Below are 20,086 nucleotides of genomic sequence, written 5' to 3' on the forward strand. Positions count from 1 at the left end.
TTATCATAGCGGACGCGGGTACTCCTTGCGACGACGGTTGCGCGTGAGCAGCGCTACGCCCAACCCCGCGCAGGCAGCTGATGCCATCGCAAGCACCCGTGGCGCAGTCCCGTCTCCCGTTCGAGCGAGCATGCCCATGCTGCCGAGCAGGCGCTTAGCGATGCCACCAGGCGTGCCGGTACCCGCCAGCGGCGTGGCAGTGAACGTCACCTTGAGCGTGTGGGTGCTGCCACCCTGCGCCCCCGCGAACACGTATTTGGTGCCCGACCAGCTCTGTATCTGGCCGTCCACCTCAACCGCCGACGCCGCATACCCCGTATCGGGGAGCAAGTTGAATTCAGTGGAAGCTCCGGCCGGGAAGTACTGCGTGGTGACAGGGCTTATGCGCCCGTTCGCATCCACCACCGGTAAGGTCACCGTGTAGGTGCCATCCAAATTACCCTCGGCATCTTTGTTGGCGATCTTCGCGAGGTAACCGCAACCCAACCGCAATCCTCACCAGAGTAACTGCAACGGGTTGCACCTAGTTTTGAAGTCTTTGCCCAGAGCAAAGCCGCGCCCTTCCCCTTATTCTGCTTTTGCCATACCAGCAAGAACGCAAAGAAAGGACACGGCCATGGCAAAAGCATACATGCAGTTGACGCTCTACGAAAGAAGGGTGATCCAAGAATCGCTTGACCGAGGATATTCCCTTAAGAAGATAGCGAAGACATTGGGAAGAAGCCCTTCGACCATCTCTCGGGAAATACGCCACAACAGGACCCCAAGACCTCCCAAAGGCCGCCTGGGCGGATGCGCGGAGCGCTCCATCTGCGTGCGCTCGGGAGTCTGCGGAGACAGCTGCGCGCGGCCTGGGGAGTCATGCGCACATCGCAAGCTCGCTGATTGCAGGATGCGCTGCGCCACCTTCCGGAAGTCAGGCAAACGATGCAACAAGCTCGATGGCTTCCCGCATGTCTGCAACGGATGCCGCTACTTATCGGCTGCACCGTGCGCGATCGCCAGCGCTATGTCGCTTGCGAGGCTGACACGGCAGCAAAGGATCGCAGAAGCGAATCCAGGCGCGGCATCAATATGAGCGTCGCACGTGTCGTAGTCGTGTTGTTACGCCTCAAAACATACCTCACCCCTTGCAAACGATCCCCATCAAACCCCTCTACCATGCGAAAACGCGGCCTCAGGGTTGCGTTTACCCCAGTAGAGATCACATATTCTCAAAGGTCGCATTAACTATGAATATTTTCCATTCCGCAAGCATAAAAAGACCCCAGAAGCATCTGCTCTGGGGTCTTCCGTCGTCGAATGACTGCGCACCAGCCGCACGGCGGCCATCGCAGTTCCGATCGTCAAGCCTAGCTGGCGAAGATGGCTATCTCGTCGCCTTCAGCCAGCGTGACCATAGCCTTCTTCCAGCTGCGGGTCAAGCCCTTCTGGTAGCGCACGCGCTTGGGCTTCGGCTTCACGTTCAGCGTGTTAACCTTCGTGACCTTCACGTCGAAGATAGCCTCGATAGCCTGGCGAATCTCGATCTTGTTGGCGTCCTTAGCCACCTCGAAGGTGTACACGTTGTTCTCCAGCACGTCATAGCTGTGCTCAGAGATGATCGGACGGATGATGATGCTCCTGGGATCGCGGGACATTATGCAAGCACCTCCTCGATGTAGGTCAGGCAGCTGTCAACGATGACCAGCTTCTTGTTGTCCAGAATCTCGTAGGTGTTGATATCGTTCACCGGCAGGATGTCCACCGTGGGGATGTTGCGGAATGACAGGAACGTGTCCACGTCCTCGTTCTCAATGACCAGCGTCACGCGCTCGTTGTCGATGCCCAACGCCTTCAGCGCCGCCACCGCATCCTTCGTGCGCGGCTTCTCGCCCCACGTGAACGGCTTCACCAAAATGATCTCACCGTCGGCCAGCTTCGCGGACAGTGCGCTGCGCATGGCCAGCTTGATCTCCTTGCGGTTCACCTTCTGGTGATAGTCGCGGGAATGCGGCCCGAACACCACGCCGCCACCGCGCCATTGTGGCGCACGGATGGTGCCCTGACGAGCACGACCGGTGCCCTTCTGCCGCCACGGCTTCTTGCCACCGCCGCTCACATGGCGGCGCGTCTTCGTGTTGGCCGTGCCCTGGCGCCAATCAGCCTGCTGAGCCTTCACCGTGCGGTGCATCACATGCATGTTGGGCTCGATGCCGAATACGGCATCGTTGAGGTCAGCCTTGCCAGCCGCCTTGCCCTTTGCGTCCTTTATCTCAAGTGTTGCCATCATCTCTCCTTACAGGTTCAGCGACTTGGCCGCGCGCACGCGCACAACGCCGTTCTTGCCGCCGGGGATCGCGCCCTTCACCAGGATCAGGTTCTGATCCTCGTCGATGCGCATGACGTCCAGGTTGCTCACGGTCACCGTGTCGCAGCCCATGTGGCCGGGAAGGCGCACGCCCTTGAACACGCGGGACGGCGTGGCGCACTGACCCACCGAACCGGGCGCACGATGGAAGTGCGCACCGTGACCGCCCGGGCCGCCGCCGAAACCGTAGCGCTTGATGACGCCCGCGAAGCCCTTGCCTTTGCTGGTGCCGGTCACGTCCACTTTCGGTACCTCAGCGAACGCCGCCACCGTCTGCTCGTCGCCCACCTTGTAGTCGGCGGCGTTCTCCACGCGGATCTCGCGCAGATACTTCTTCGGCTCGGTGCCCTGCTTATCGAAGTGACCCCGCATGGGCTTGTTCACCTTCTGGGGCTTGATGTGCCCGAAGCCCACCTGCACAGCCTCGTAGCCGTCGGTGTCGGTGGTTTTCACCTGACACACCGTGTTGGGCTCGGCCTGGATGACGGTAACCGCCACCAATGTGTCGTCCTCGGTGAAGAGCTGAGTCATGCCCAGCTTCTTGCCGTATATCTCATTCATTGCCATTGCGCGCCTCCTACAGCTTGATCTCGATGTCGACGCCAGCCGGCAGATCGAGGCGCATCAGGGAGTCCACGGTGTTGGGCGTGGGCTCCAGGATGTCGATCAGGCGCTTGTGGGTGCGCATCTCGAACTGCTCGCGGGAATCCTTGTTCACGTGCGGCGAGCGGATGACGCAATACATGTTGCGCTCGGTCGGCAGCGGAATGGGTCCGGAAATCTTGGCACCAGTCTTTTGGGCCGTGTCCACGATCAGCTTCGTGGACTGGTCCACGATCTCGTGATCATAGCCCTTCAGGCGGATGCGGATCTTTTGATTAGCCACTTGGTATTCTCCTTCCAGCTGCCTTAGGCGTTGCCGCCGGCCTTGCTGATAATCTCGGTTGCCACGTTCTTCGGGACCGGCTCGTAACTATCGAACTGCATGGTGTACACGGCGCGTCCCTGGGTGCCGGAACGGAGGTCGGTCGCATAGCCGAACATCTGGCTCAGCGGCACCTTCGCGCTGATGACCGTGGCGTTGCCGCGCTGCTCCTGGCCTTGGATGACGCCGCGACGGCTGGGGATGTCGCCCATCACGAAGCCGGTGTACTCTTCGGGCGTTTCCACTTCCACAGCCATGACCGGCTCCAAGATGACCGGGTCGGACTTCTTCAGCGCGTCCTTGATGGCCATGGATCCCGCCACCTTGAACGCCGCCTCCGACGAGTCCACTTCGTGGAAGCTGCCGTCAATGAGCTCCACCTTGATGTCCTCGACCGGGTATCCTGCCAAAACGCCGCTGTTCAGCGCCTCTTGGATGCCCTTGTCCACCGCGGGGATGAACTCCTTGGGAATGACGCCGCCGACGATCTTGTTGTCGAACTCATAGCCAGCGCCAGCTTCCTGCGGGTACATGTTGATGACCGCATGGCCGTACTGACCGTGGCCGCCAGACTGACGCACGAACTTGCCCTCAGCGTTCATGACCTCGTGGCCTGGACGCTCGCGATAAGCAACCTGCGGCTTGCCCACGTTCGCCTCAACCTTGAACTCGCGCAGCAGGCGGTCGATGATGATCTCCAGGTGCAACTCGCCCATGCCAGCGATGATGGTCTGGCCGGTCTCATGGTTGGTGGACACGCGGAACGTCGGGTCCTCTTCGGCCAGCTTCTGCAGCGCGATGGCCATCTTGTCCTGCTCGGCCTTCGTCTTCGGCTCGACCGCGATGTCGATGACCGGGTCGGCGAACTGCATGCTCTCCAGAATGATGGGCGCGTCCTCGGCGCACAGCGTATCGCCTGTGGAGGTGTCCTTCAAACCCACCACAGCCACGATGTCGCCAGCGCTGCACTTGTCAACGTCGATCTGCTGGTTGGAGTGCATCTGGAGCAAACGCCCGATGCGCTCCTTCTTGCCCTTGACAGCGTTGAGCACGTAGCTGCCCTTGTCCAGGCTACCCGAGTAGCAACGCAGGTAGGTCAGCTTGCCCACATACGGGTCGGTCATGATCTTGAACGCCAGCGAGCTGAACGGCGCCTTCGGGTCGGCCGGGCGGTCTTCCTCAGCGTCGGTCTTGGGGTTCACGCCCGTGATCGGCGGGATGTCCACCGGGCTGGGCAGATAGTCGACCACCGCGTCGAGCATTTCCTGCACGCCCTTGTTCTTGTAGGCGCTGCCCACGAACACGGGGTTCAACTTGCACGCGATGACGCCCTTGCGGATGGCGGCCTTGAACTCTTCGACCGTCACCTCTTCCTCCATCAGGACCTTCTCCATCAGGTCGTCGTCGCAGTCGGCGGCAGCCTCCAGCAGCTCCTGGCGGTACAGCTCGGCGTCGGCGGCGAATTCCTCGGGGATGGCGTCCATGGGTTCGGGGTAGGTCATGCCCTTGTCGTCGGCCTTGAAGTCCCACGCGGTCATAGTGACCAGGTCGACCACGCCCCAGAACTGGTCCTCAGCGCCCATGGGCAGCTGAGCGGCGAATGCCGGCGCGTCCAGGCGGTCGCGCATGGTCTGGATGGCGTGGAAGTAGTCGGCGCCCACGCGGTCGTACTTGTTGATGAAGGCGATGCGGGGCACGCCGTAGCGCTCGGCCTGGCGCCACACCGTCTCGGACTGCGGCTGCACGCCAGCCACCGCGTCGAACACCGCCACGGTGCCGTCCAGCACGCGCAGCGAGCGCTCCACCTCAGCGGTGAAGTCAACGTGGCCGGGCGTGTCGATGATCTGGAAGCGATATTCCTTGCCATCTTCCTCGCCGCGGGGGTACTTCCAATAGCACGTGGTTGCAGCCGAAGTGATGGTCACGCCGCGCTCCTGCTCCTGGACCATCCAGTCCATGGTGGCAGCGCCATCGTGCACTTCGCCGATCTTGTGGGTCTTGCCCGTGTAATACAGGATGCGCTCGGTCGTGGTGGTCTTGCCCGCATCGATGTGGGCCATGATCCCGAAGTTACGCGTATCTTTCAGTTCCAGTTTTGCCATGTTTTCCTGCCTTAGAAGCGGTAGTGCGAGAAGGCGCGGTTCGCCTCGGCCATCTTGTACATATCTTCGCGCTTCTTCACGGCTGCGCCGGTGTTGTTGGAAGCGTCGATGATCTCATTCGCCAGGCGCTCCTTCATGGTGTGCTCCTTGCGGCTGCGGCTGTAGTCCACGATCCAGCGGATGGCCAGCGTGGTTGCGCGGCGGCTGTTCACTTCCATGGGCACCTGGTAGGTGGCGCCGCCCACGCGCTTAGGCTTGCACTCAAGGGTGGGACGGACGTTGTCCATGGCCTTCTTGAAGACGGACAGCGGATCTTCGCCGGTCTTCTCTTCCACGATGTCGAAGGCACCATAGACGATGCGCTCGGCAAGGGATTTCTTGCCGTCGAGCATGATCTTGTTGGTCAGCTGGGTGACCAGGCGGTTGTTGAATTTCGGATCCGGCTGAATCTCGCGCCGGGATGCTGCTGCACGACGTGGCATGCGTTTCTCCTTATCTTTTGCGCGCTTCGGGCGGGCGTCCTATCCCGCCATTAGACCGCGATGGCGCAGCCCGCGCGGCTTATCGACTTATTTGGGGCGCTTGGCGCCGTAGCGGCTGCGGGCTTGCATGCGGTTGTCCACCGGCGCGCAGTCGAGCGCGGCGCGGATGACCTTATAGCGCACGCCGGGCAGGTCCTTCACACGGCCGCCGCGGATGAGCACCATGGAGTGCTCCTGCAGGTTGTGGCCGATGCCCGGGATGTAGGCCGTGACCTCCATGCCGTTGACCAGGCGCACACGGCAAACCTTGCGCAGTGCCGAGTTCGGCTTCTTCGGGGTGGTGGTGTACACGCGGGTGCACACGCCGCGCTTTTGCGGGTTGCCCTTGAGAGCCGGGGTCTTCTTCTTGTCGACCTGCTTCTTGCGGCCCTTGCGGACCAGCTGATTGATTGTAGGCAAAGCGTTTCTCCTTCTTGTCTAGGCTCTTCAGGCCGCTCTCTGCCTTTCAGAGAAGAACCTTCCGTGGTCGCGCGCGGGTTGTGCGCGGCGGAAGAGCCTTCTTTTCAAGGCATCGAGGCTGGGGTGAGAAGCCTTGATCCTCCGTACTTTTCGGGAGCGCATGGCAGATGCGCGCACGAAAAATATGCGCCTGGTGCAGGCGCGACGTTGCATATTAGTGGGAGTTTCCCAGCGTGTCAAACGCCACGCACCCGGGCGTATCCATATGTTCTTCGAGCGGCTGTGCGGCGGCTATGCACGTGCAGCTGACAAGGATCATGTACGTGCTGTCGACGAGACTCGTGTGCGCTCTCGGCGGATCGCATGCACGTGTGGCTGATGGTGGTCGCGCACGCGCTGATGACAGACGGTCATGGGGCCGCCAACCCCTGCACTGGCGACCGCGCACGCGCTAATTCAAGATGCGCGCCGCCACTTGCTTCTTGCGCGACAGCACGCCGGGCATCCAGTTGCCGCCCTCTGGCTGCACTTCGATGCCAAAGGCCTTCTCGGCGATGCGCGTGTTGCCTTCGATGATGAATTGGCTGCCTTCCGCCATGATGTCGGTCACCATCAGCAGCACCATCGCGTAGCCACGATCGGCGATCAGCTTGCGCAGGTGCGCGCGTATTTCGGCTTCGCGCTCCATCACGCCTGCCAGGTCAACCGTTTCGCGCTGCGCGATCAGCAATGTATCGTCGCCCGAATGGAACTCCTTGGAGTCCGCTTCCACGAGGTCCTTCGCGCTCATGTTGTTTTCGCCACCGCGCGTCTTGAACACTTCCAGGCCAAACTCCGTAACGTCGCGCCCGATGATGGCACCGAGGTATTCCGCCTGTTCGCGGTCAATGTCAGTCGCGGTGGGCGACTTCAGAATAACGGTGTCGGTCATGATGGCTGACAGCAGCACCGCGGCGATGGGCGGCGGGATCTCAATGCTGTGGCGGCGAAACTCCAGGGTGATGATGGTGGCCGTGCTTCCCAAGGGCAGGTTCAAAAACTGGATAGGGTTGGCGGTGGACACATCGGCGATGCGATGATGGTCGATGATCTCAACCACGTCTGCATCTTCGATGCCCGGGGCCGCTTGCAGGGTTTCGTTATGATCGACCAGGATCACTTGACGCTTAGGGTAGGTGGTCACGTCCGAGCGTGTGACGATGCCGATGGCGCGGCCGTCGTCGTCCAGCACGATGCCTTCGCGCAGTTCGCTGGCAATGAGGTCCTCCACTGAATCCTTCACCAGATCCTCTTCGTCAAGCACGAACACGTTGGTTGCCATCAGTTCGCTTACTTTCTGGTTCAGCGAGTCTATGAGCGACGACGCCACGGCCATACTGGAAGCCGGGTCGCCCTCTTCCAGTGCGTCGGTGGCCGAGATGTAGCGCTCGGCGATGGCGCGCGTGGAGATCAGCCCGAGGAAACGGCCATCCGCATCCTCCACCGCCAGCGAGCGCACATTGTGCTTCTTGAGCAGGCGACCAGCCTGCAGCATGGTGTCGTCAGCGCTGATGGAGACAGGGTCGGGCGTCATCACGTCGCGCACGCGCACATGCACATGCTTGATCACGCGCGGGGCCGCGATGCCGTTCTGCTCTAGTATCCATGCGCTTTCCGGCGGCATCTTCCCAAGGCGCGCCGGGACGTATTCCACCTCATGTGCGCGCCCTTCGCGAGCCACCATCTGCGTCTTTAGGTACGCATAGCCGACCGCGGAGCTGATCGAGTCGTTGTCGGGATTCTTGTGCCCTACCACAAGGATCGTTTTTGCCATACTGCTTCTGCCTCCAGGTTTGGCAGGCCGCCTTTCGGCCCGGACCGCGTCTCATTATATAAAGTGCGGCGTGCAACACGCGCAGGTAGCCGCCGAGCGGCAAACACCCTGGCGGCATCCCTGGCAGCATCCCATAGCCCCACGTGCATTTTGGCCTTACGATTCTAGCCCTGCGTGCATTCCTCAACCTTGCATGTATTCCGAACTTACGCGTATTCTAGCCCTGCGTGCATTCGGTCTTACGTGCGTCGCCATCAACATGCATCTTTTGTTCGTTCCACAAATTACTCCCTCGTTCCATGGGTTGCCTTTTCACTTTTTTGGGACTTTTTGCTCTTTTATGGGAATTTCAACCGCTAATGCGAGTCGTAATACGTTGGTTTTGCCATACATTTTTTGGTGTTGTTGAATTATCCCTGTTCAGGCGCTTGAGAATTTTCCAGCATACGCTCCGCCATGTCGAAAGCGGATCGTTTGACTCGCATTAGCGGCTAAACTTCCCAAAATCAAGCCGAAAATAGCCTTGAATCTTCAAATCAATTGCGACGAGGTCGGGAGTGGGCCTCGTAGGGCATTCTGCAGCCTCGGCGCTTGCGCGATCTTCGGTTGAGCTTATCGCAGACCGCCTGGACCTCTTTGGCGGCAACGTCGCCTAAAGAGCACCCTTCGGGAAGTGCTTTTGGAGAAGCCCGTCGGTGTTTTCGCTGATGCCGCACTACCAAAGGTGATGCGGCAGGGCGAAGGAGAACTCCGCGCCGCACGCCGCGGTTGCAGAGGCATGGCACGCGAACTTCTTGCCGCGACCCAGTGTCATCAGCCAGATCCGTGTCAGATTTTCAGGCGCTCTTGCGTAGCGCTGTTCGTGGCTGTAGGCGACTCGGTCGATCGTATATGATTTTATGAGAATACAAGCTGACGGTGCACAAGGTGCGAATCGGCCGTCCGCAAGGTATGGGCTGATCGTATGCAATGCACGATTAGTCGCACGTAAGGTATAGACTGATCGTGCGCAAGGCACAGTTCGCGGACCGAACACTCTTGATCGGAGGACCTATGGAAACACCGATACTGTATTACTGGGCACCCTGCGAAACCTGCTCGGTGACAACGCAATTTGCGAACGAGCACGGCATCGCACTCGATCTGCGCGACGTAGAGCAAGAGGGCCCCTACCAAGAGCTGCTCGCGCTGGGCGGTGACGCGAACCTGATCCCCTACCTGAGCGCGAACGGACAGCTCATTCAGGGCAACGACGACGTGATCGCGTACCTCACGGAGCACTACCTTTGAACGCCGCCAGCGTAGAATCCATTTTGAGCGCCGCCAGCATAGAAACCATCACCACGGTCGAGGACCCGCGGCTGGATGCGTACGCACGGCTCACTGACGTGCAACTGCGCAGCAAGCTTGAACCAGAACGCGGCATGCTCATCGCCGAATCGGCAAAGGTGATCGGCCGTGCAATGAACGCGGGCTTACCGGCGCTCTCGCTCTTGGTCGGCGAAGACCAGTTGGCGAAGGAAGCCGCGCTCATCGCACGCTTCCACGAGCGCTACCCCGACGCGCCCGTGTTGACCGCACCGAACCGCGAACTTGAACACCTCACAGGATTCGCGCTCACCCGCGGAGCGCTGGCGACGTTCCGGCGCCCGCCACTACCAGATGCGCGCACCTTGCTCGCGCAGGCGCGGCGCGTGGCGGTCTTGGAGGACATCACCAACCACACCAACGTAGGCGCCATCTTCCGTAACGCCGCTGGCCTTGGGATGGACGCCGTCTTCGTGACCCCTGGCTGCTATGACCCGTTCTACCGGCGTGCCGTGCGCGTTTCCATGGGAACGGTGTTTCAGGTGCCGTGGACACGCATCGGCTGCGACGTCGAAGGGCGTGCAGCGCACGGTAATGTGGCGCGAACCGGCGGCTGGACGCACACCGGCATTCCGCTTCTGCGCGAAGCTGGGTTCAGTGTGGCCGCCCTGGCGCTCGCCAACGACTCGATTCCCCTTGATGATCCGGTTTTGCGAACCGAAGAGCGGCTGGCCATGGTGCTGGGCACCGAAGGCGAAGGCCTAAGCCCTGCCACCATTGCCGCCGCCGACTACACCGTGCGCATTCCCATGAGCAACGGCGTTGATTCCCTCAACGTTGCCGCTGCCAGCGCCGTCGCCTTCTGGCAGCTGCGATAGCCGCCAGCGCTACCCGATCTTCACGATGGGCGCGTAATCCTTCAATAGCTTCTTCGTCTGACCGGTCTTGGCGAACTTCACATGCAGCGTGTCACCATCAACCTTGGTCACGACACCACGGCCGAACGTCTTGTGATCGACCGCGTCTCCCTTGGCGAAGGTCATCTTCGCAGCCGCCTTCTTCCCGGCGTTGGGATTCGCCCCGCCACCGAACGCGCGGCTTCGGCCGCCGGCGCCCGAAGCGCTGGACTGCCCGAACACGCGCCCTTCGCCCGCCTCGGCCCCGCTGCCGGAGATGCCGCGCCTGCTACCGCGCTTCTCCCAGCCGGTGCCGCTGAAACCTGCCGACCCTAGGCCAGTGGTGTGCCGCAACTCCGAGGGTATCTCGTGGATGAAGCGCGACGTAGGGTTGGCGTTCGTCTGGCCGAACAGCTGTCGGCTCTGCGCGCACGTGAGCCACAAACGCTTCCGCGCCCGCGTGATGGCCACATACGCCAAGCGCCGCTCTTCCTCCACCGCCACCGGATCGCCCATGGAGTTCATATGCGGGAAGATGGATTCCTCCATGCCCGCCACGAACACGCAGTCGAACTCAAGGCCCTTAGCTGAATGCACCGTCATCAGCGTAACCGCGCGCCCATCTTCGCTCACGGTATCCAAGTCAGTGCGCAGACGCACCCATTCGATGAAATCTGCCAGCGAATCGCCGCGCAACTCGCGCGCAGGCTCTTCTTGCTCATGCTGGTTCGGCACCGCCGCCGAAGAATCCTCCGCAACATCAGATGCGCCCGAAACGCCGACAGTGCGCATTTCAGCCTGCGAAGAGAGGTTAGACGACGAAGGTGACGCAGCGGACGCCATCGTAGCGCCAACAGCTTCCAAAGCGCCCGTAGACGAAAGAGCCGCAACCGTGGGCGCCGCGAACTCCGCATCGTCATCACCATGCGTCTCGCTGAACTCCTGCACCACGCCCATGAACTCCTGGATGTTCTCGATGCGGCCCTGCGCCTCGTCAGTATCCTCTGCTTGGAGCGCCTGGATCAACCCCGCGCGGTCGATGATGGCCTCCACCACTCTGCGCAGATCGCCCGCGTACAGCTGCGCGTCCTTGATCGTTTGGATGAACTCACCGAGCGCCGTGCGCGTAGACGCCCGCACCTCATCATCGAGCAACAGCATCTCAGCAGCGGTCAGCATAGGCGCATCGAGCTGGCGCGCATGCTCGCGAATGCGATCGAGCGAGGTCTTCCCCACGCCACGCTTCGGCACGTTCACCACGCGCTCGAACGCCATGTCGTCGGCCGGGTTCACCACCAGCGTCAGATACGCCATCACGTCGCGTATCTCTTTGCGATCGAAGAACTTCGTGCCACCCACGATGCGATACGGAACGCCCGCCCGCAACAGCATGTCCTCCAACACGCGGCTCTGCGCGTTCGTGCGGTAGAACACGGCCATTTGGTCGTACCCCACGCCATCGGCGCGCAGCTTCTCTATCTCGCCGGCGATCCAGCGCCCCTCATCGCGCTCGTCGGCAGCCATGTACACGCCCAGCTTCTCGCCTGCGCCCGCATCGGTGAACAGGCGCTTAGCCTTGCGCGTCTGATTGTTCGCGATGACCGCGTTGGCCGCATCCAAGATGTTGCCCATGCTGCGGTAGTTCTGCTCCAGCTTCACCACGGTGGCATTGGGATAGTCCTGCTCGAAATCAAGGATGTTGCTGATGTCGGCGCCGCGCCAGCTGTAGATGCTCTGGTCGTCGTCGCCCACTACCATGATGTTCTTATGCGCGGCGGCCAGCAGCTTGGTGATGGCGTACTGCGCGTGGTTCGTATCCTGGTACTCGTCCACCATGAGGTAACGGAAACGATCCTGATACGCCGCCAGCACGTTCTCGTGATGCTTCAACAGCAGATAGGCGTACAGAAGCAGATCGTCGAAATCCATGGAGTTGGCGGCCTTCAGGCGCCGCTGGTATTCCTCGTAGACGCGGGCAGCCACCTTCGAGATGGGATCGACCGCCTCATCAGCCATGGTGCCCGGCACCTTGAGCTCGTTCTTCGCCTGGGACACGCGCCCCATCAGCGTGTTCACCGGGAAACGCCGCGGGTCGATATCCTGCTCCATCATGATGGCCTTGAACAGGCGCTTTTGATCGTCGGAGTCATAGATGGTGAAATTCTTCCCGAAGCCGAGCAGGTCGGCATCGGCCCGCAGGATGCGCACGCACATGCTGTGGAACGTGGACACCCACATGCCGCGCGCCGCGCCGCCGACCAGGTCGCCCAAGCGCTCGCGCATCTCAGCCGCCGCCTTGTTGGTGAACGTGATAGCCAGCACCTGCCACGGTGCCACGCCGCAATCCTCTAACAAGTGCGCGATGCGATAGGTGAGCACGCGCGTCTTGCCCGAGCCCGCGCCTGCGAGCACCAGCAGCGGCCCTTCGGTGCACAGCACCGCCTGTGCCTGGGGTTCGTTCAGTGTGTCTATGTCTAGCGGCATACGCAGCCCCTCGTTCTTCTCATCCTTGAGCCAAGTTTGCAAAAAATCAGACAGCGAGATCAAGAGGAAGATCAGATATATCCTTTAAGCGCTTCCCCTCGATAAGCGTCATGAGCATATCCAGCGCCTCAGAGCTACCATGTTCTTCTACAGACCTCATCAGTTCGTACAAGGCAAAATGATACGTGCAATCAATGTCTCCTGTTCCCAGCGCGATAGATGCTAACCGAGATGGCAACGGTTCCCCCGTCACAACCACAATGTGCGGCAGTCTGCCCTTGCGATTCCGTATGAGGTTCAAAGCTTCGGTTCTGCTGTTCTGCGCCCTATCGGATCGCATTGTCCATTTTGCAGATATGGACGCGTGCAGGATGGGCCTATTCTCCTGCTCGCTCTTTCGCAGATCCGCCAACGTTGCCACATCCTGGCTTACGATCTCGATTGGCGTGTTCAGATCATCATCAGAATAGAGATCCCGGTACACAACGATATCGGGAGCAACCATGTAATCATTGCCGATCATGGCCGATAAACGCTTATTCTCGCGTGTCAGTTCGTCAAGATACGACAAATGCTCGTACTGAGCAAAAGAAGAAGCCTTCTTCGCGCTACGATTGCCCAGTTTGATTATGGTCCACATACCAGGCCGAAGGTGATCCAAAAGAGGAAAGGTCCGGGTCACAAAATCAGCAACCATCGTCTCGAAGTTCGCCCCGCTCGTCTGACCCGCGGCACGCTCGTGAACCTCGGCAACCAGCTGCTCCGCTATACCGGCCGCTATCCTTACCGATGCCATATTTGCCGAATCGGCGTTGGTAGGTATTCCCCTGTCACTGATGGCTAAGACGCCCTTCTCGATGAGCGCCTTATGGAAGTTCTTGCGCTGCACGAAGAGAAGCGAAGTATCGTTGTCAGCCATGCGCGATGCACTCCTTGATCTTCGTGCCGACCGCTTTTGCCACAGGGGGCGGGAAGGCGTTTCCTATCATGCGACAAGTCGTCGTCTTGCGAGTCGTAAAACTCCATTCATCCGGAAAACCCTGCAAGCGCGCCATCATCCGCGGTGTGAGCCTCGGCATGTCCTGATACCCCTTTTCCGGGGCCGCATCAGCGATGCTCTTACCATTCACTCCCAGCGCAGCCCACGCTTTTTTCGCACGTGTGGGCCCAAGATCGGGCCCCCCGTGCTTTTTCGAGCCGCCGACCAGCGTGGGCGCTATACGATCAGCATTGCGCTTCCATTCTTCGGCACCTTCCCACCCGTTCTCGGCCATAAGATCAAAAAGCGCATCGCCCACCGTGGGCGCTTCACCTTCGTTCGACTCTGGAAAAGCAAATTGCGCGCCCTCTGTTTTCGCGATTCCCACTATCACCGTACGAGGCCGAAGCTGAGGGACTCCATGATCGGACGCTTTCACGAGCTTGATATACGTGTCATAGCCCAATTCGTCTAATTGATCGAGAATCCGCTGCCGATATTCATCGAATACCGAATCGAGGAATCCTCGGACATTCTCCAGCAAAATGGCACGCGGCTCGATCTCTTCAATCAAGCGCAATGCCACGGGAAAAAGATCTCTTTCGTCTTCCTCTCCCAATTGTTTGCCAGCCTTGCTAAAAGGCGGGCACGGAACCCCTCCTGCAAACAGATCTACCTGCCCGAAATCGGTTCCCGTAATGCTTCCAGCATCAGCGCAGATAACGTTCCATTCCGGCCTGTTCTCCTTGAGGATCTGGCAATATTGGGGCTCGATCTCAATCAGGGCAATATGCTCAAAGCCCGCCTGCTCAAGGCCAAGCGCTTGGCCGCCAGCACCCGCACATATCTCGACGCAGGTTAAACGCTGTTTTTGCCCTTCGTTCATATCGCGCAATCCAATCTTGGTACCCTTTTCTACGCCTCGCTCCAACATCCGTCTATGATAATCTGACGAACGATAACTTGCTTCTCGAACGGTGCATCTTTTGAAATACCTTATTTTATCGCGCCTGCATCATACTTGTGTCCCATAGCAAGGACACAGCATGACCAATTTCGTGCAAAACGCTTCGCCGACAAATGGGCGCGTTAGAGACCAACTCCCCACGCGTTCCTGCACGCAGATATCTATGCCAGCGAGGCCACCAGCGACCCGCCGCAACTTGAGCCGAACCCAGCGGCGCAGCTGTAGCACACCGGATGCGTGCGGATGCTACGCTCGCCCAGCGTACCGGCGATCAGGTCGGCTAGCGTCGCATCGCGCGTCGCGCCACCGTCACCCACCTGGATGGGCAGCCCCAGCACGTGGTTGACCTCGCAATCGTAGAGACGTCCATCCACATCCACGTTGATCTGGTCGCGGCACATCATACGCTGCACCGCAAGCGCGTTGAAGTTGTCCACCAATAGCTTCAGGTACTCATCGAACATGTTGGCGTCCAGCAGATCCTGCCCGAACCGGCCAATAGGATAGTTATTGAACGCGAAGAGTCCGTCGAAGCTGATGCTTTCGCGCCGCGCTAGCTCATCATGGTACAGGTCGGCCAGCATATCCTGCGGCGGGGGCAGAAATGGGCCGGATACGTTATAGACCAGGTCAAGCTCTAAGCACGCGGGGCGGGAAGCATCGGTCGTATTCGCCGTATCCACTCTGGCTCGTACCGATGCTGCGGCCTCTGCAGCCACCGTGGCATCCACGTCTGTCGCATCCGCCGCAGCCTTCCCCTTCGCGCCCTCACCATCTGCCCGCAGAGCCGCCACGCCGTAACCCAGCCGATTCAGCGCGCGAATGGCACTCATCGCAGCCTCGAATGTGCCACGCCCGCGCTGCGCATCCATCGTTTCCGGATCGAAGTATGGAATGGACGCCGTCACGTGTGCCCGTGCATCGGCGAACTCCTGCATGAGGTGCGCGTATTCCGGCCGTTCGAGCAGCGTCAGATTACTGCGCACGATCACGTAGCCACCCGCCTCCTTCGCTGTTTTCGCCCCTTCGCGCAAAAACCAGCTGAAATCAGGATGCATCTCCGGACTGCCCCCGGTGATGTCGAGCACGTGGAAACCGCCAGCGCGAAACGCATCCAACACCAGGTGCAGATCTTCTCGGCTCATCATCTCCTGCGAGCGCGGCGAGCACTCCAAATAGCAGTGCCGACACGCCAGATTGCACGCGTACGTGATGTTCACCTGCAACGTCGCAAGCTCGACGGGCGCAGGCGCGCACAGCACCTGCGGCGCGTCCACTCGCGCGGCAAATGACGGCTCCCCTATGCGCGCGAGCGCCTTCTCAAGGAAGGCCAGGTCAACCGCCTTGCGTCCGCGTCGCGCCGCCACCGCATCCTGCGCCCGCTCGAAATCGAACGCGCCCCGATGCCGCCCGCGCGGGCGTATCTCGAAATGTTCCCCATAGCGCGACTGCGCCAGCATCTCGGCCATGTTCCCGCTTATGGGCACATCGCGACCCTTGATCAAGCGCACCTGATCGGTTAGATCGAAATAGCGCGGCATCTCGGGAATCGTGCCCCGATATCGCGCTGTCTGGCCGAAGTCCTCGTGCGCGTCCTCCAAACCTGTTGCCTTGATCGCCCGCACCGTGCGCGAAGTGAACCCGGTGAAGCCCACCTTCGTCTCCATAGCCAGGTCGCTGATATGTATCTCATCCATCGCGGTGAACAGAAAGCACGGCCACCCGACCCGCTGCATGAGACGGCGAAAGTCATCCAAATAGAGCGCGCCGCCCAGACATTCGCCACGCAGCACCGGGTCGTCGCGCAGCTCATCGGGCATGCGCCGGTCGCAGAACACATCGCTGAAATACAGCTCCCCGCCGGGCTTCAACACGCGGAACACCTCGCGCAGCACCTGCTCCTTGAACGGCGTGAGATTGATCACGCAATTCGAGATGACCAGATCGACCGACTCATTCTCAATGCCCAATTCAGCCAAATCTTCAATATAGCCGCAGCGGAACTCCACGTTCGGCGCATCGTAGCCGAAGCGCTCCGTATGCTCGTCCACGTATGCCCGCGCCACGGCCAACTGCGCCTCGGTCATGTCCACACCGATCACGCGACCGGTCGGCCCCACCAACTTCGAGAGCGCATACACATCGCGGCCGCTCCCGCAGCCCAAATCGACCACCGTGCACCCCTCAAGCGCTGGCGGAATAGGGCTTCCGCACCCATAGAACTGCGCGATCACCTCATCGGAAACCTGCGCCAGCGCATCGAGCACATAACGCGGGGGCGCCGACTCAGTACAACACGTCGCGTTCGTCTTCAAGTCATCAGACCCCGCCAGAATGCGCCCGTAATACGCGCGTATCTGATCGTGAACGGACAGCTCCGCATCGGGCCTCTGCGACGCATCCAAAGAAGGTTGCAACCGCGCCCGCGCCTCATCGCCCTTCATTTCGCTCCTCCTTTTCCATAAAGGTCAGCCGCCCTCGCTTCCCACACAGAGCGGCACTTGTTGTCAGCCTGGGGTATCGCAAAGCGAGTTCCGCAGGTGCGCAGCACCGAGGACTGCCGAGCGACCGATCCCCAGGCTGCCTTCCCATAGTTGCCTCTTGTTGTCAGCCTGGGGTATCGCAAAGCGAGTTCCGCAGGTGCGCAGCACCGAGGACTGCCGAGCGACCGATCCTCAGGCTGCCAGCGAAGCGCGGCTACCTTCCCTCGTCCGCCATCCCGAAGCACTCCGTGAAGAACACCTGACAATCGAGCCCATACCGCTCGCACACCACATCAACCGCATCATCCACGATGCGCGCCATCGGACGACTCTCGCACACGGCGCGCGCATTCACGATCATGCGCATATTCTTGTGCGGTCGCAAAAACTGCCGCTCGTATTCCACCTCGTAATCCACGCCGATCAACGATGCCTTGTTAAAGTCGCCGTTGCCCGAGGTAGCGAACGTCTTCAAGTGCGGCACATTGCGCTTGCGCTCGATCAGCCCCATGCGGATCTCTTCGATCACATCTTCCACCACGGCGTTCATGTCGATCTTCTCGCCACCCAGCGTCTTGAAGAACATGCGGCGGTTGTACCAGGTCAACTTCGCTTCGGCTTGCTCGAATTCATGGTTGTCGCGCACGCTGAAATTCTTCAGCTGCGTGGTATGGGCGGTCACGAAGTCGGCCAACTCTGCGATGCCGGTGCGCTCGCGCGCCGAGATGCACAGCACCGGGATGTCGGGCACCGCCGTCTTCAAGAAGTCAACGTAGCGCCGAACATCAGCCTCGTCCAACAGATCGCACTTGTTCAGCACCACCAGATCGGCCTCTTCGAGCTGCAGTTGCAACAGATACACCAGTTCTTCGGGCAAGTTGATGTCGGCCTTCTCGGGCATGATCATACGCAGGCGCTCCGGGTCCACGATCACCGTGAAGGGTGACAGCGTGAACTCGTCAGCATGCGCGGCGGCCAGCGTGTGATACACGTGATCGAGCGCGCCCACGCCGCACCCAGGAATGTCGCTCATCACGAAGACCGCGCCCGCCTTGTCGCGCAACCGCCGCAGCTGGTCCACCACATTGTCCATCTGATAGCAGATGCACCCGTTGGCGATCTCAGCCACCACGCACCCGCTCGTCTGCGTCAGGCTCGTGTCAACCAAGTTCGCGCCCAGGTCGTTCGCGATGATAGCCGTCTCGCCGTAGTGTTCTTTCATCCATTCGCCCAGCGCGATCATTGTCGTCGTCTTACCGGCGCCCAAAAAACCGCTGACCACCATGAAACGTATCGGGTCCATGTCTGCCTTTCTGCTCGCTCTCTTCAATACGCGCCGGGAAGGCCAGCCAGCGCCCGCCTTCCCTCCTTCGCCTCAGCTAACAGCACGACGCCTGGATCGGCTGATCGTCTTCGTCGCGCACGCCTTCGAAATCGGGCGCTGTTTTGATGATGTGGTCACCGTGAATGTCGCCGAAATGACGGCTGCGGTCGCCCGTCACGGATATCACCTGGTCGTAGCGCGTGCCCAGCCCCAGCACCGACACGTTATCGCACACATGCATCTGCTGACCGGAGGGGAACTTGATGTCCTTGTCGAACAGGAAGAAGTCAGGGTAATCCGGCAGCGAACCATCGTAGACGATCTCTTCACCATAATCCTCGCAGTGATCGCTCGTCAGTTCGGAGTTGATCAAACGGCTCGTGATGGTGGCGAAAGCGATATTGGGGTAGTTTGCGGCCTCAGCCTCGCTCAGCGGCGTCTGCCAGGTCATCAGATAGCGCGGGTCGTGGAAACCGGCCGCTTGCGCCATGCGGCGGAAATCCTCGATGAACACAGCACCGCCCAAGCGCTCGGCCACGCGCTCGATCTGGTCGGAAGCCTCCTGCGGCACGCGGCGGTCGCAGAACACGTCGGTGAAGTACCACTCGCCGCCCTCTTTCAGGACGCGCTTCACCTCGGCGAGGTAGGCCTCCTTGTCGGGCGACAGATTGAAGGTGCAGTTGCTGATGACCACATCCACCGAATCGTCGGACACCGCGCTCAGATCCTCCGGCACGCCCTGGATGAGCGTCACGTTGCAGCGATCATAGCCGAACTGCGCCATTTCCTTGTCCAGGTACTTCTGCGCGATGGCCAGACGCGCAGCGTTCGGCTCCACGCCGATGACCGTACCCTCAGGCCCCACGAGCTGCGCTGCCAGATACGTATCGCGCCCGCTGCCACAACAAAGATCGAGCACCGTGCAGCCTTCGAGCAGCGGCGGCATGGGCGAGCCTAGCTCGTGGAACATGTTCTTGATCTCGGCCGATACGTTGAACAGCTTATCGCGCGCCTGTCCGGGGATGGTACCCTCGGCATCGCGCGTGCGCGCCGTGGCCTGCGGGTCTGCGCCCTGCGCTGCCGCGAGCGCATCATAATACGCCTGATAGTTGCCATTGCCCTTGCGATAGTATGCTCCGTAATCCATCGTGCATCCTTTCTTCCCTGAGGCGAACCTTGTGCGAAGTATAGGACTTTATCATCTATTTGTTTGACTATATCTAATACTAAGATAGGACTAATAGCATGATGAAAGAGTTGAACGGTTAGAGTTACTGAAATCATGCGGCACCTTGGCCGCGTCTACGACCCTGCTTACAAAGCGGCGCGCCCACCCTTCGAATGTCGCGTGATGTTCTGCGAGCATTGAGGCATCTACTATCGCGCCAACGAGGAAGCGCGCCTCATGCTGATTTTTTGCCATCGAAGATCAGCGCCGCAACCCAACCGAGCGCTTCGAGCACCACGTAGTCAGTTTGGATTCTGAATAACCATGCAGGTTGACCGTAGGGGTT

18 protein-coding genes are annotated in these 20,086 nt (G+C 60.3%); 3 read left to right on the forward strand and 15 right to left on the reverse strand.

From position 1 onward, the window contains the following. Nucleotides 1-3 precede the first annotated feature (3 nt). Entirely contained in the window at nucleotides 4-486 is a 483-nt protein-coding gene (locus NFR19_RS00055; protein ID WP_251211732.1) for a hypothetical protein, read from the reverse strand. A 145-nt stretch (nucleotides 487-631) separates the two neighbouring features. Here NFR19_RS00055 and NFR19_RS08950 point away from each other — a divergent pair, with 145 nt between their 5' ends. Beyond that, complete coding sequence (locus NFR19_RS08950) at nucleotides 632-1,078, forward strand: helix-turn-helix domain-containing protein (protein WP_432762709.1); 447 nt, start codon at nucleotides 632-634, stop codon at nucleotides 1,076-1,078. Nucleotides 1,079-1,352: 274 nt separating this feature from the next. On the opposite strand, the gene rplW is transcribed toward NFR19_RS08950, so the two are convergent. The 8 genes from rplW to NFR19_RS00095 form a co-directional block, all read right to left on the reverse strand. After that, nucleotides 1,353-1,640, reverse strand: coding sequence for a 50S ribosomal protein L23 (gene rplW / locus NFR19_RS00060; RefSeq protein ID WP_251211733.1), 288 nt, complete (start codon nucleotides 1,638-1,640; stop codon nucleotides 1,353-1,355). Further along, on the reverse strand, nucleotides 1,640-2,272 hold the full coding sequence (rplD, locus tag NFR19_RS00065; RefSeq protein WP_432762706.1) for a 50S ribosomal protein L4: 633 nt from the start codon (nucleotides 2,270-2,272) through the stop codon (nucleotides 1,640-1,642). The genes rplW and rplD overlap by 1 nt, the downstream gene beginning before the upstream one ends. Nucleotides 2,273-2,278: 6 nt before the next feature. Continuing rightward, entirely contained in the window at nucleotides 2,279-2,917 is a 639-nt protein-coding gene (gene rplC / locus NFR19_RS00070) for a 50S ribosomal protein L3 (protein ID WP_349665491.1), read from the reverse strand. A 10-nt stretch (nucleotides 2,918-2,927) separates the two neighbouring features. Then, complete coding sequence (gene rpsJ / locus NFR19_RS00075) at nucleotides 2,928-3,236, reverse strand: 30S ribosomal protein S10 (RefSeq protein WP_251211734.1); 309 nt, start codon at nucleotides 3,234-3,236, stop codon at nucleotides 2,928-2,930. Nucleotides 3,237-3,259: 23 nt separating this feature from the next. Next, the gene (gene fusA, locus NFR19_RS00080) at nucleotides 3,260-5,377 is read right to left on the reverse strand and encodes an elongation factor G (RefSeq protein ID WP_251211735.1); all 2,118 of its coding nucleotides are present in this window, start codon (nucleotides 5,375-5,377) and stop codon (nucleotides 3,260-3,262) included. 11 nt (nucleotides 5,378-5,388) lie between these two features. Beyond that, the gene (gene rpsG, locus NFR19_RS00085; RefSeq protein WP_251211736.1) at nucleotides 5,389-5,859 is read right to left on the reverse strand and encodes a 30S ribosomal protein S7; all 471 of its coding nucleotides are present in this window, start codon (nucleotides 5,857-5,859) and stop codon (nucleotides 5,389-5,391) included. Nucleotides 5,860-5,946: 87 nt separating this feature from the next. Next, nucleotides 5,947-6,318 carry a 30S ribosomal protein S12 gene (gene rpsL / locus NFR19_RS00090; protein WP_251211737.1) on the reverse strand — a complete coding sequence of 124 codons (372 nt, stop codon included), beginning with the start codon at nucleotides 6,316-6,318 and terminating at the stop codon, nucleotides 5,947-5,949. A 451-nt stretch (nucleotides 6,319-6,769) separates the two neighbouring features. Continuing rightward, nucleotides 6,770-8,131, reverse strand: a complete 1,362-nt coding sequence (locus tag NFR19_RS00095; RefSeq protein WP_251211738.1) for a putative manganese-dependent inorganic diphosphatase — start codon at nucleotides 8,129-8,131, stop codon at nucleotides 6,770-6,772. Nucleotides 8,132-9,184: 1,053 nt separating this feature from the next. Between NFR19_RS00095 and NFR19_RS00100 the strand changes: the two genes are divergently transcribed. Next, the gene (locus NFR19_RS00100; RefSeq protein WP_251211739.1) at nucleotides 9,185-9,421 is read left to right on the forward strand and encodes a glutathione S-transferase N-terminal domain-containing protein; all 237 of its coding nucleotides are present in this window, start codon (nucleotides 9,185-9,187) and stop codon (nucleotides 9,419-9,421) included. Further along, complete coding sequence (locus tag NFR19_RS00105; protein WP_251211740.1) at nucleotides 9,418-10,317, forward strand: TrmH family RNA methyltransferase; 900 nt, start codon at nucleotides 9,418-9,420, stop codon at nucleotides 10,315-10,317. The genes NFR19_RS00100 and NFR19_RS00105 overlap by 4 nt, the downstream gene beginning before the upstream one ends. A 9-nt stretch (nucleotides 10,318-10,326) precedes the next feature. On the opposite strand, the gene NFR19_RS00110 is transcribed toward NFR19_RS00105, so the two are convergent. The 6 genes from NFR19_RS00110 to NFR19_RS00135 form a co-directional block, all read right to left on the reverse strand. Next, entirely contained in the window at nucleotides 10,327-12,819 is a 2,493-nt protein-coding gene (locus NFR19_RS00110; RefSeq protein ID WP_251211741.1) for an ATP-dependent helicase, read from the reverse strand. 46 nt (nucleotides 12,820-12,865) lie between these two features. Then, nucleotides 12,866-13,738 carry an NgoMIV family type II restriction endonuclease gene (locus tag NFR19_RS00115; RefSeq protein WP_251211742.1) on the reverse strand — a complete coding sequence of 291 codons (873 nt, stop codon included), beginning with the start codon at nucleotides 13,736-13,738 and terminating at the stop codon, nucleotides 12,866-12,868. Next, nucleotides 13,731-14,684: a DNA cytosine methyltransferase gene (locus NFR19_RS00120; protein WP_251211743.1), complete on the reverse strand. Its 954-nt coding sequence runs from the start codon at nucleotides 14,682-14,684 to the stop codon at nucleotides 13,731-13,733. The genes NFR19_RS00115 and NFR19_RS00120 overlap by 8 nt, the downstream gene beginning before the upstream one ends. Nucleotides 14,685-14,926: 242 nt before the next feature. Continuing rightward, on the reverse strand, nucleotides 14,927-17,209 hold the full coding sequence (locus tag NFR19_RS00125; protein ID WP_251211744.1) for a DUF3641 domain-containing protein: 2,283 nt from the start codon (nucleotides 17,207-17,209) through the stop codon (nucleotides 14,927-14,929). A 253-nt stretch (nucleotides 17,210-17,462) separates the two neighbouring features. Beyond that, nucleotides 17,463-18,551, reverse strand: coding sequence for a GTP-binding protein (locus NFR19_RS00130; protein ID WP_251211745.1), 1,089 nt, complete (start codon nucleotides 18,549-18,551; stop codon nucleotides 17,463-17,465). A gap of 76 nt (nucleotides 18,552-18,627) precedes the next feature. After that, nucleotides 18,628-19,719: a methyltransferase domain-containing protein gene (locus NFR19_RS00135; protein ID WP_251211746.1), complete on the reverse strand. Its 1,092-nt coding sequence runs from the start codon at nucleotides 19,717-19,719 to the stop codon at nucleotides 18,628-18,630. Nucleotides 19,720-20,086: the final 367 nt, after the last annotated feature.

The sequence above is a fragment of the Adlercreutzia murintestinalis genome (assembly GCF_943192905.1).
Lineage (GTDB): Bacteria > Actinomycetota > Coriobacteriia > Coriobacteriales > Eggerthellaceae > Adlercreutzia_A > Adlercreutzia_A murintestinalis.

Coding starts and splice junctions, on each gene's coding strand:
- NFR19_RS08950 (WP_432762709.1), top strand. CDS start 632: ATGCAGTTGACGCTCTACGAAAGAAGGGTGATCCAAGAATCGCTTGAC.
- NFR19_RS00130 (WP_251211745.1), bottom strand. CDS start 18,551: ATGGACCCGATACGTTTCATGGTGGTCAGCGGTTTTTTGGGCGCCGGT.
- NFR19_RS00135 (WP_251211746.1), bottom strand. CDS start 19,719: ATGGATTACGGAGCATACTATCGCAAGGGCAATGGCAACTATCAGGCG.
- rplC (WP_349665491.1), bottom strand. CDS start 2,917: ATGGCAATGAATGAGATATACGGCAAGAAGCTGGGCATGACTCAGCTC.
- NFR19_RS00120 (WP_251211743.1), bottom strand. CDS start 14,684: ATGAACGAAGGGCAAAAACAGCGTTTAACCTGCGTCGAGATATGTGCG.
- NFR19_RS00110 (WP_251211741.1), bottom strand. CDS start 12,819: ATGCCGCTAGACATAGACACACTGAACGAACCCCAGGCACAGGCGGTG.
- fusA (WP_251211735.1), bottom strand. CDS start 5,377: ATGGCAAAACTGGAACTGAAAGATACGCGTAACTTCGGGATCATGGCC.
- NFR19_RS00125 (WP_251211744.1), bottom strand. CDS start 17,209: ATGAAGGGCGATGAGGCGCGGGCGCGGTTGCAACCTTCTTTGGATGCG.
- NFR19_RS00100 (WP_251211739.1), top strand. CDS start 9,185: ATGGAAACACCGATACTGTATTACTGGGCACCCTGCGAAACCTGCTCG.
- NFR19_RS00115 (WP_251211742.1), bottom strand. CDS start 13,738: ATGGCTGACAACGATACTTCGCTTCTCTTCGTGCAGCGCAAGAACTTC.
- rpsG (WP_251211736.1), bottom strand. CDS start 5,859: ATGCCACGTCGTGCAGCAGCATCCCGGCGCGAGATTCAGCCGGATCCG.
- rplD (WP_432762706.1), bottom strand. CDS start 2,272: ATGATGGCAACACTTGAGATAAAGGACGCAAAGGGCAAGGCGGCTGGC.
- NFR19_RS00095 (WP_251211738.1), bottom strand. CDS start 8,131: ATGGCAAAAACGATCCTTGTGGTAGGGCACAAGAATCCCGACAACGAC.
- rplW (WP_251211733.1), bottom strand. CDS start 1,640: ATGTCCCGCGATCCCAGGAGCATCATCATCCGTCCGATCATCTCTGAG.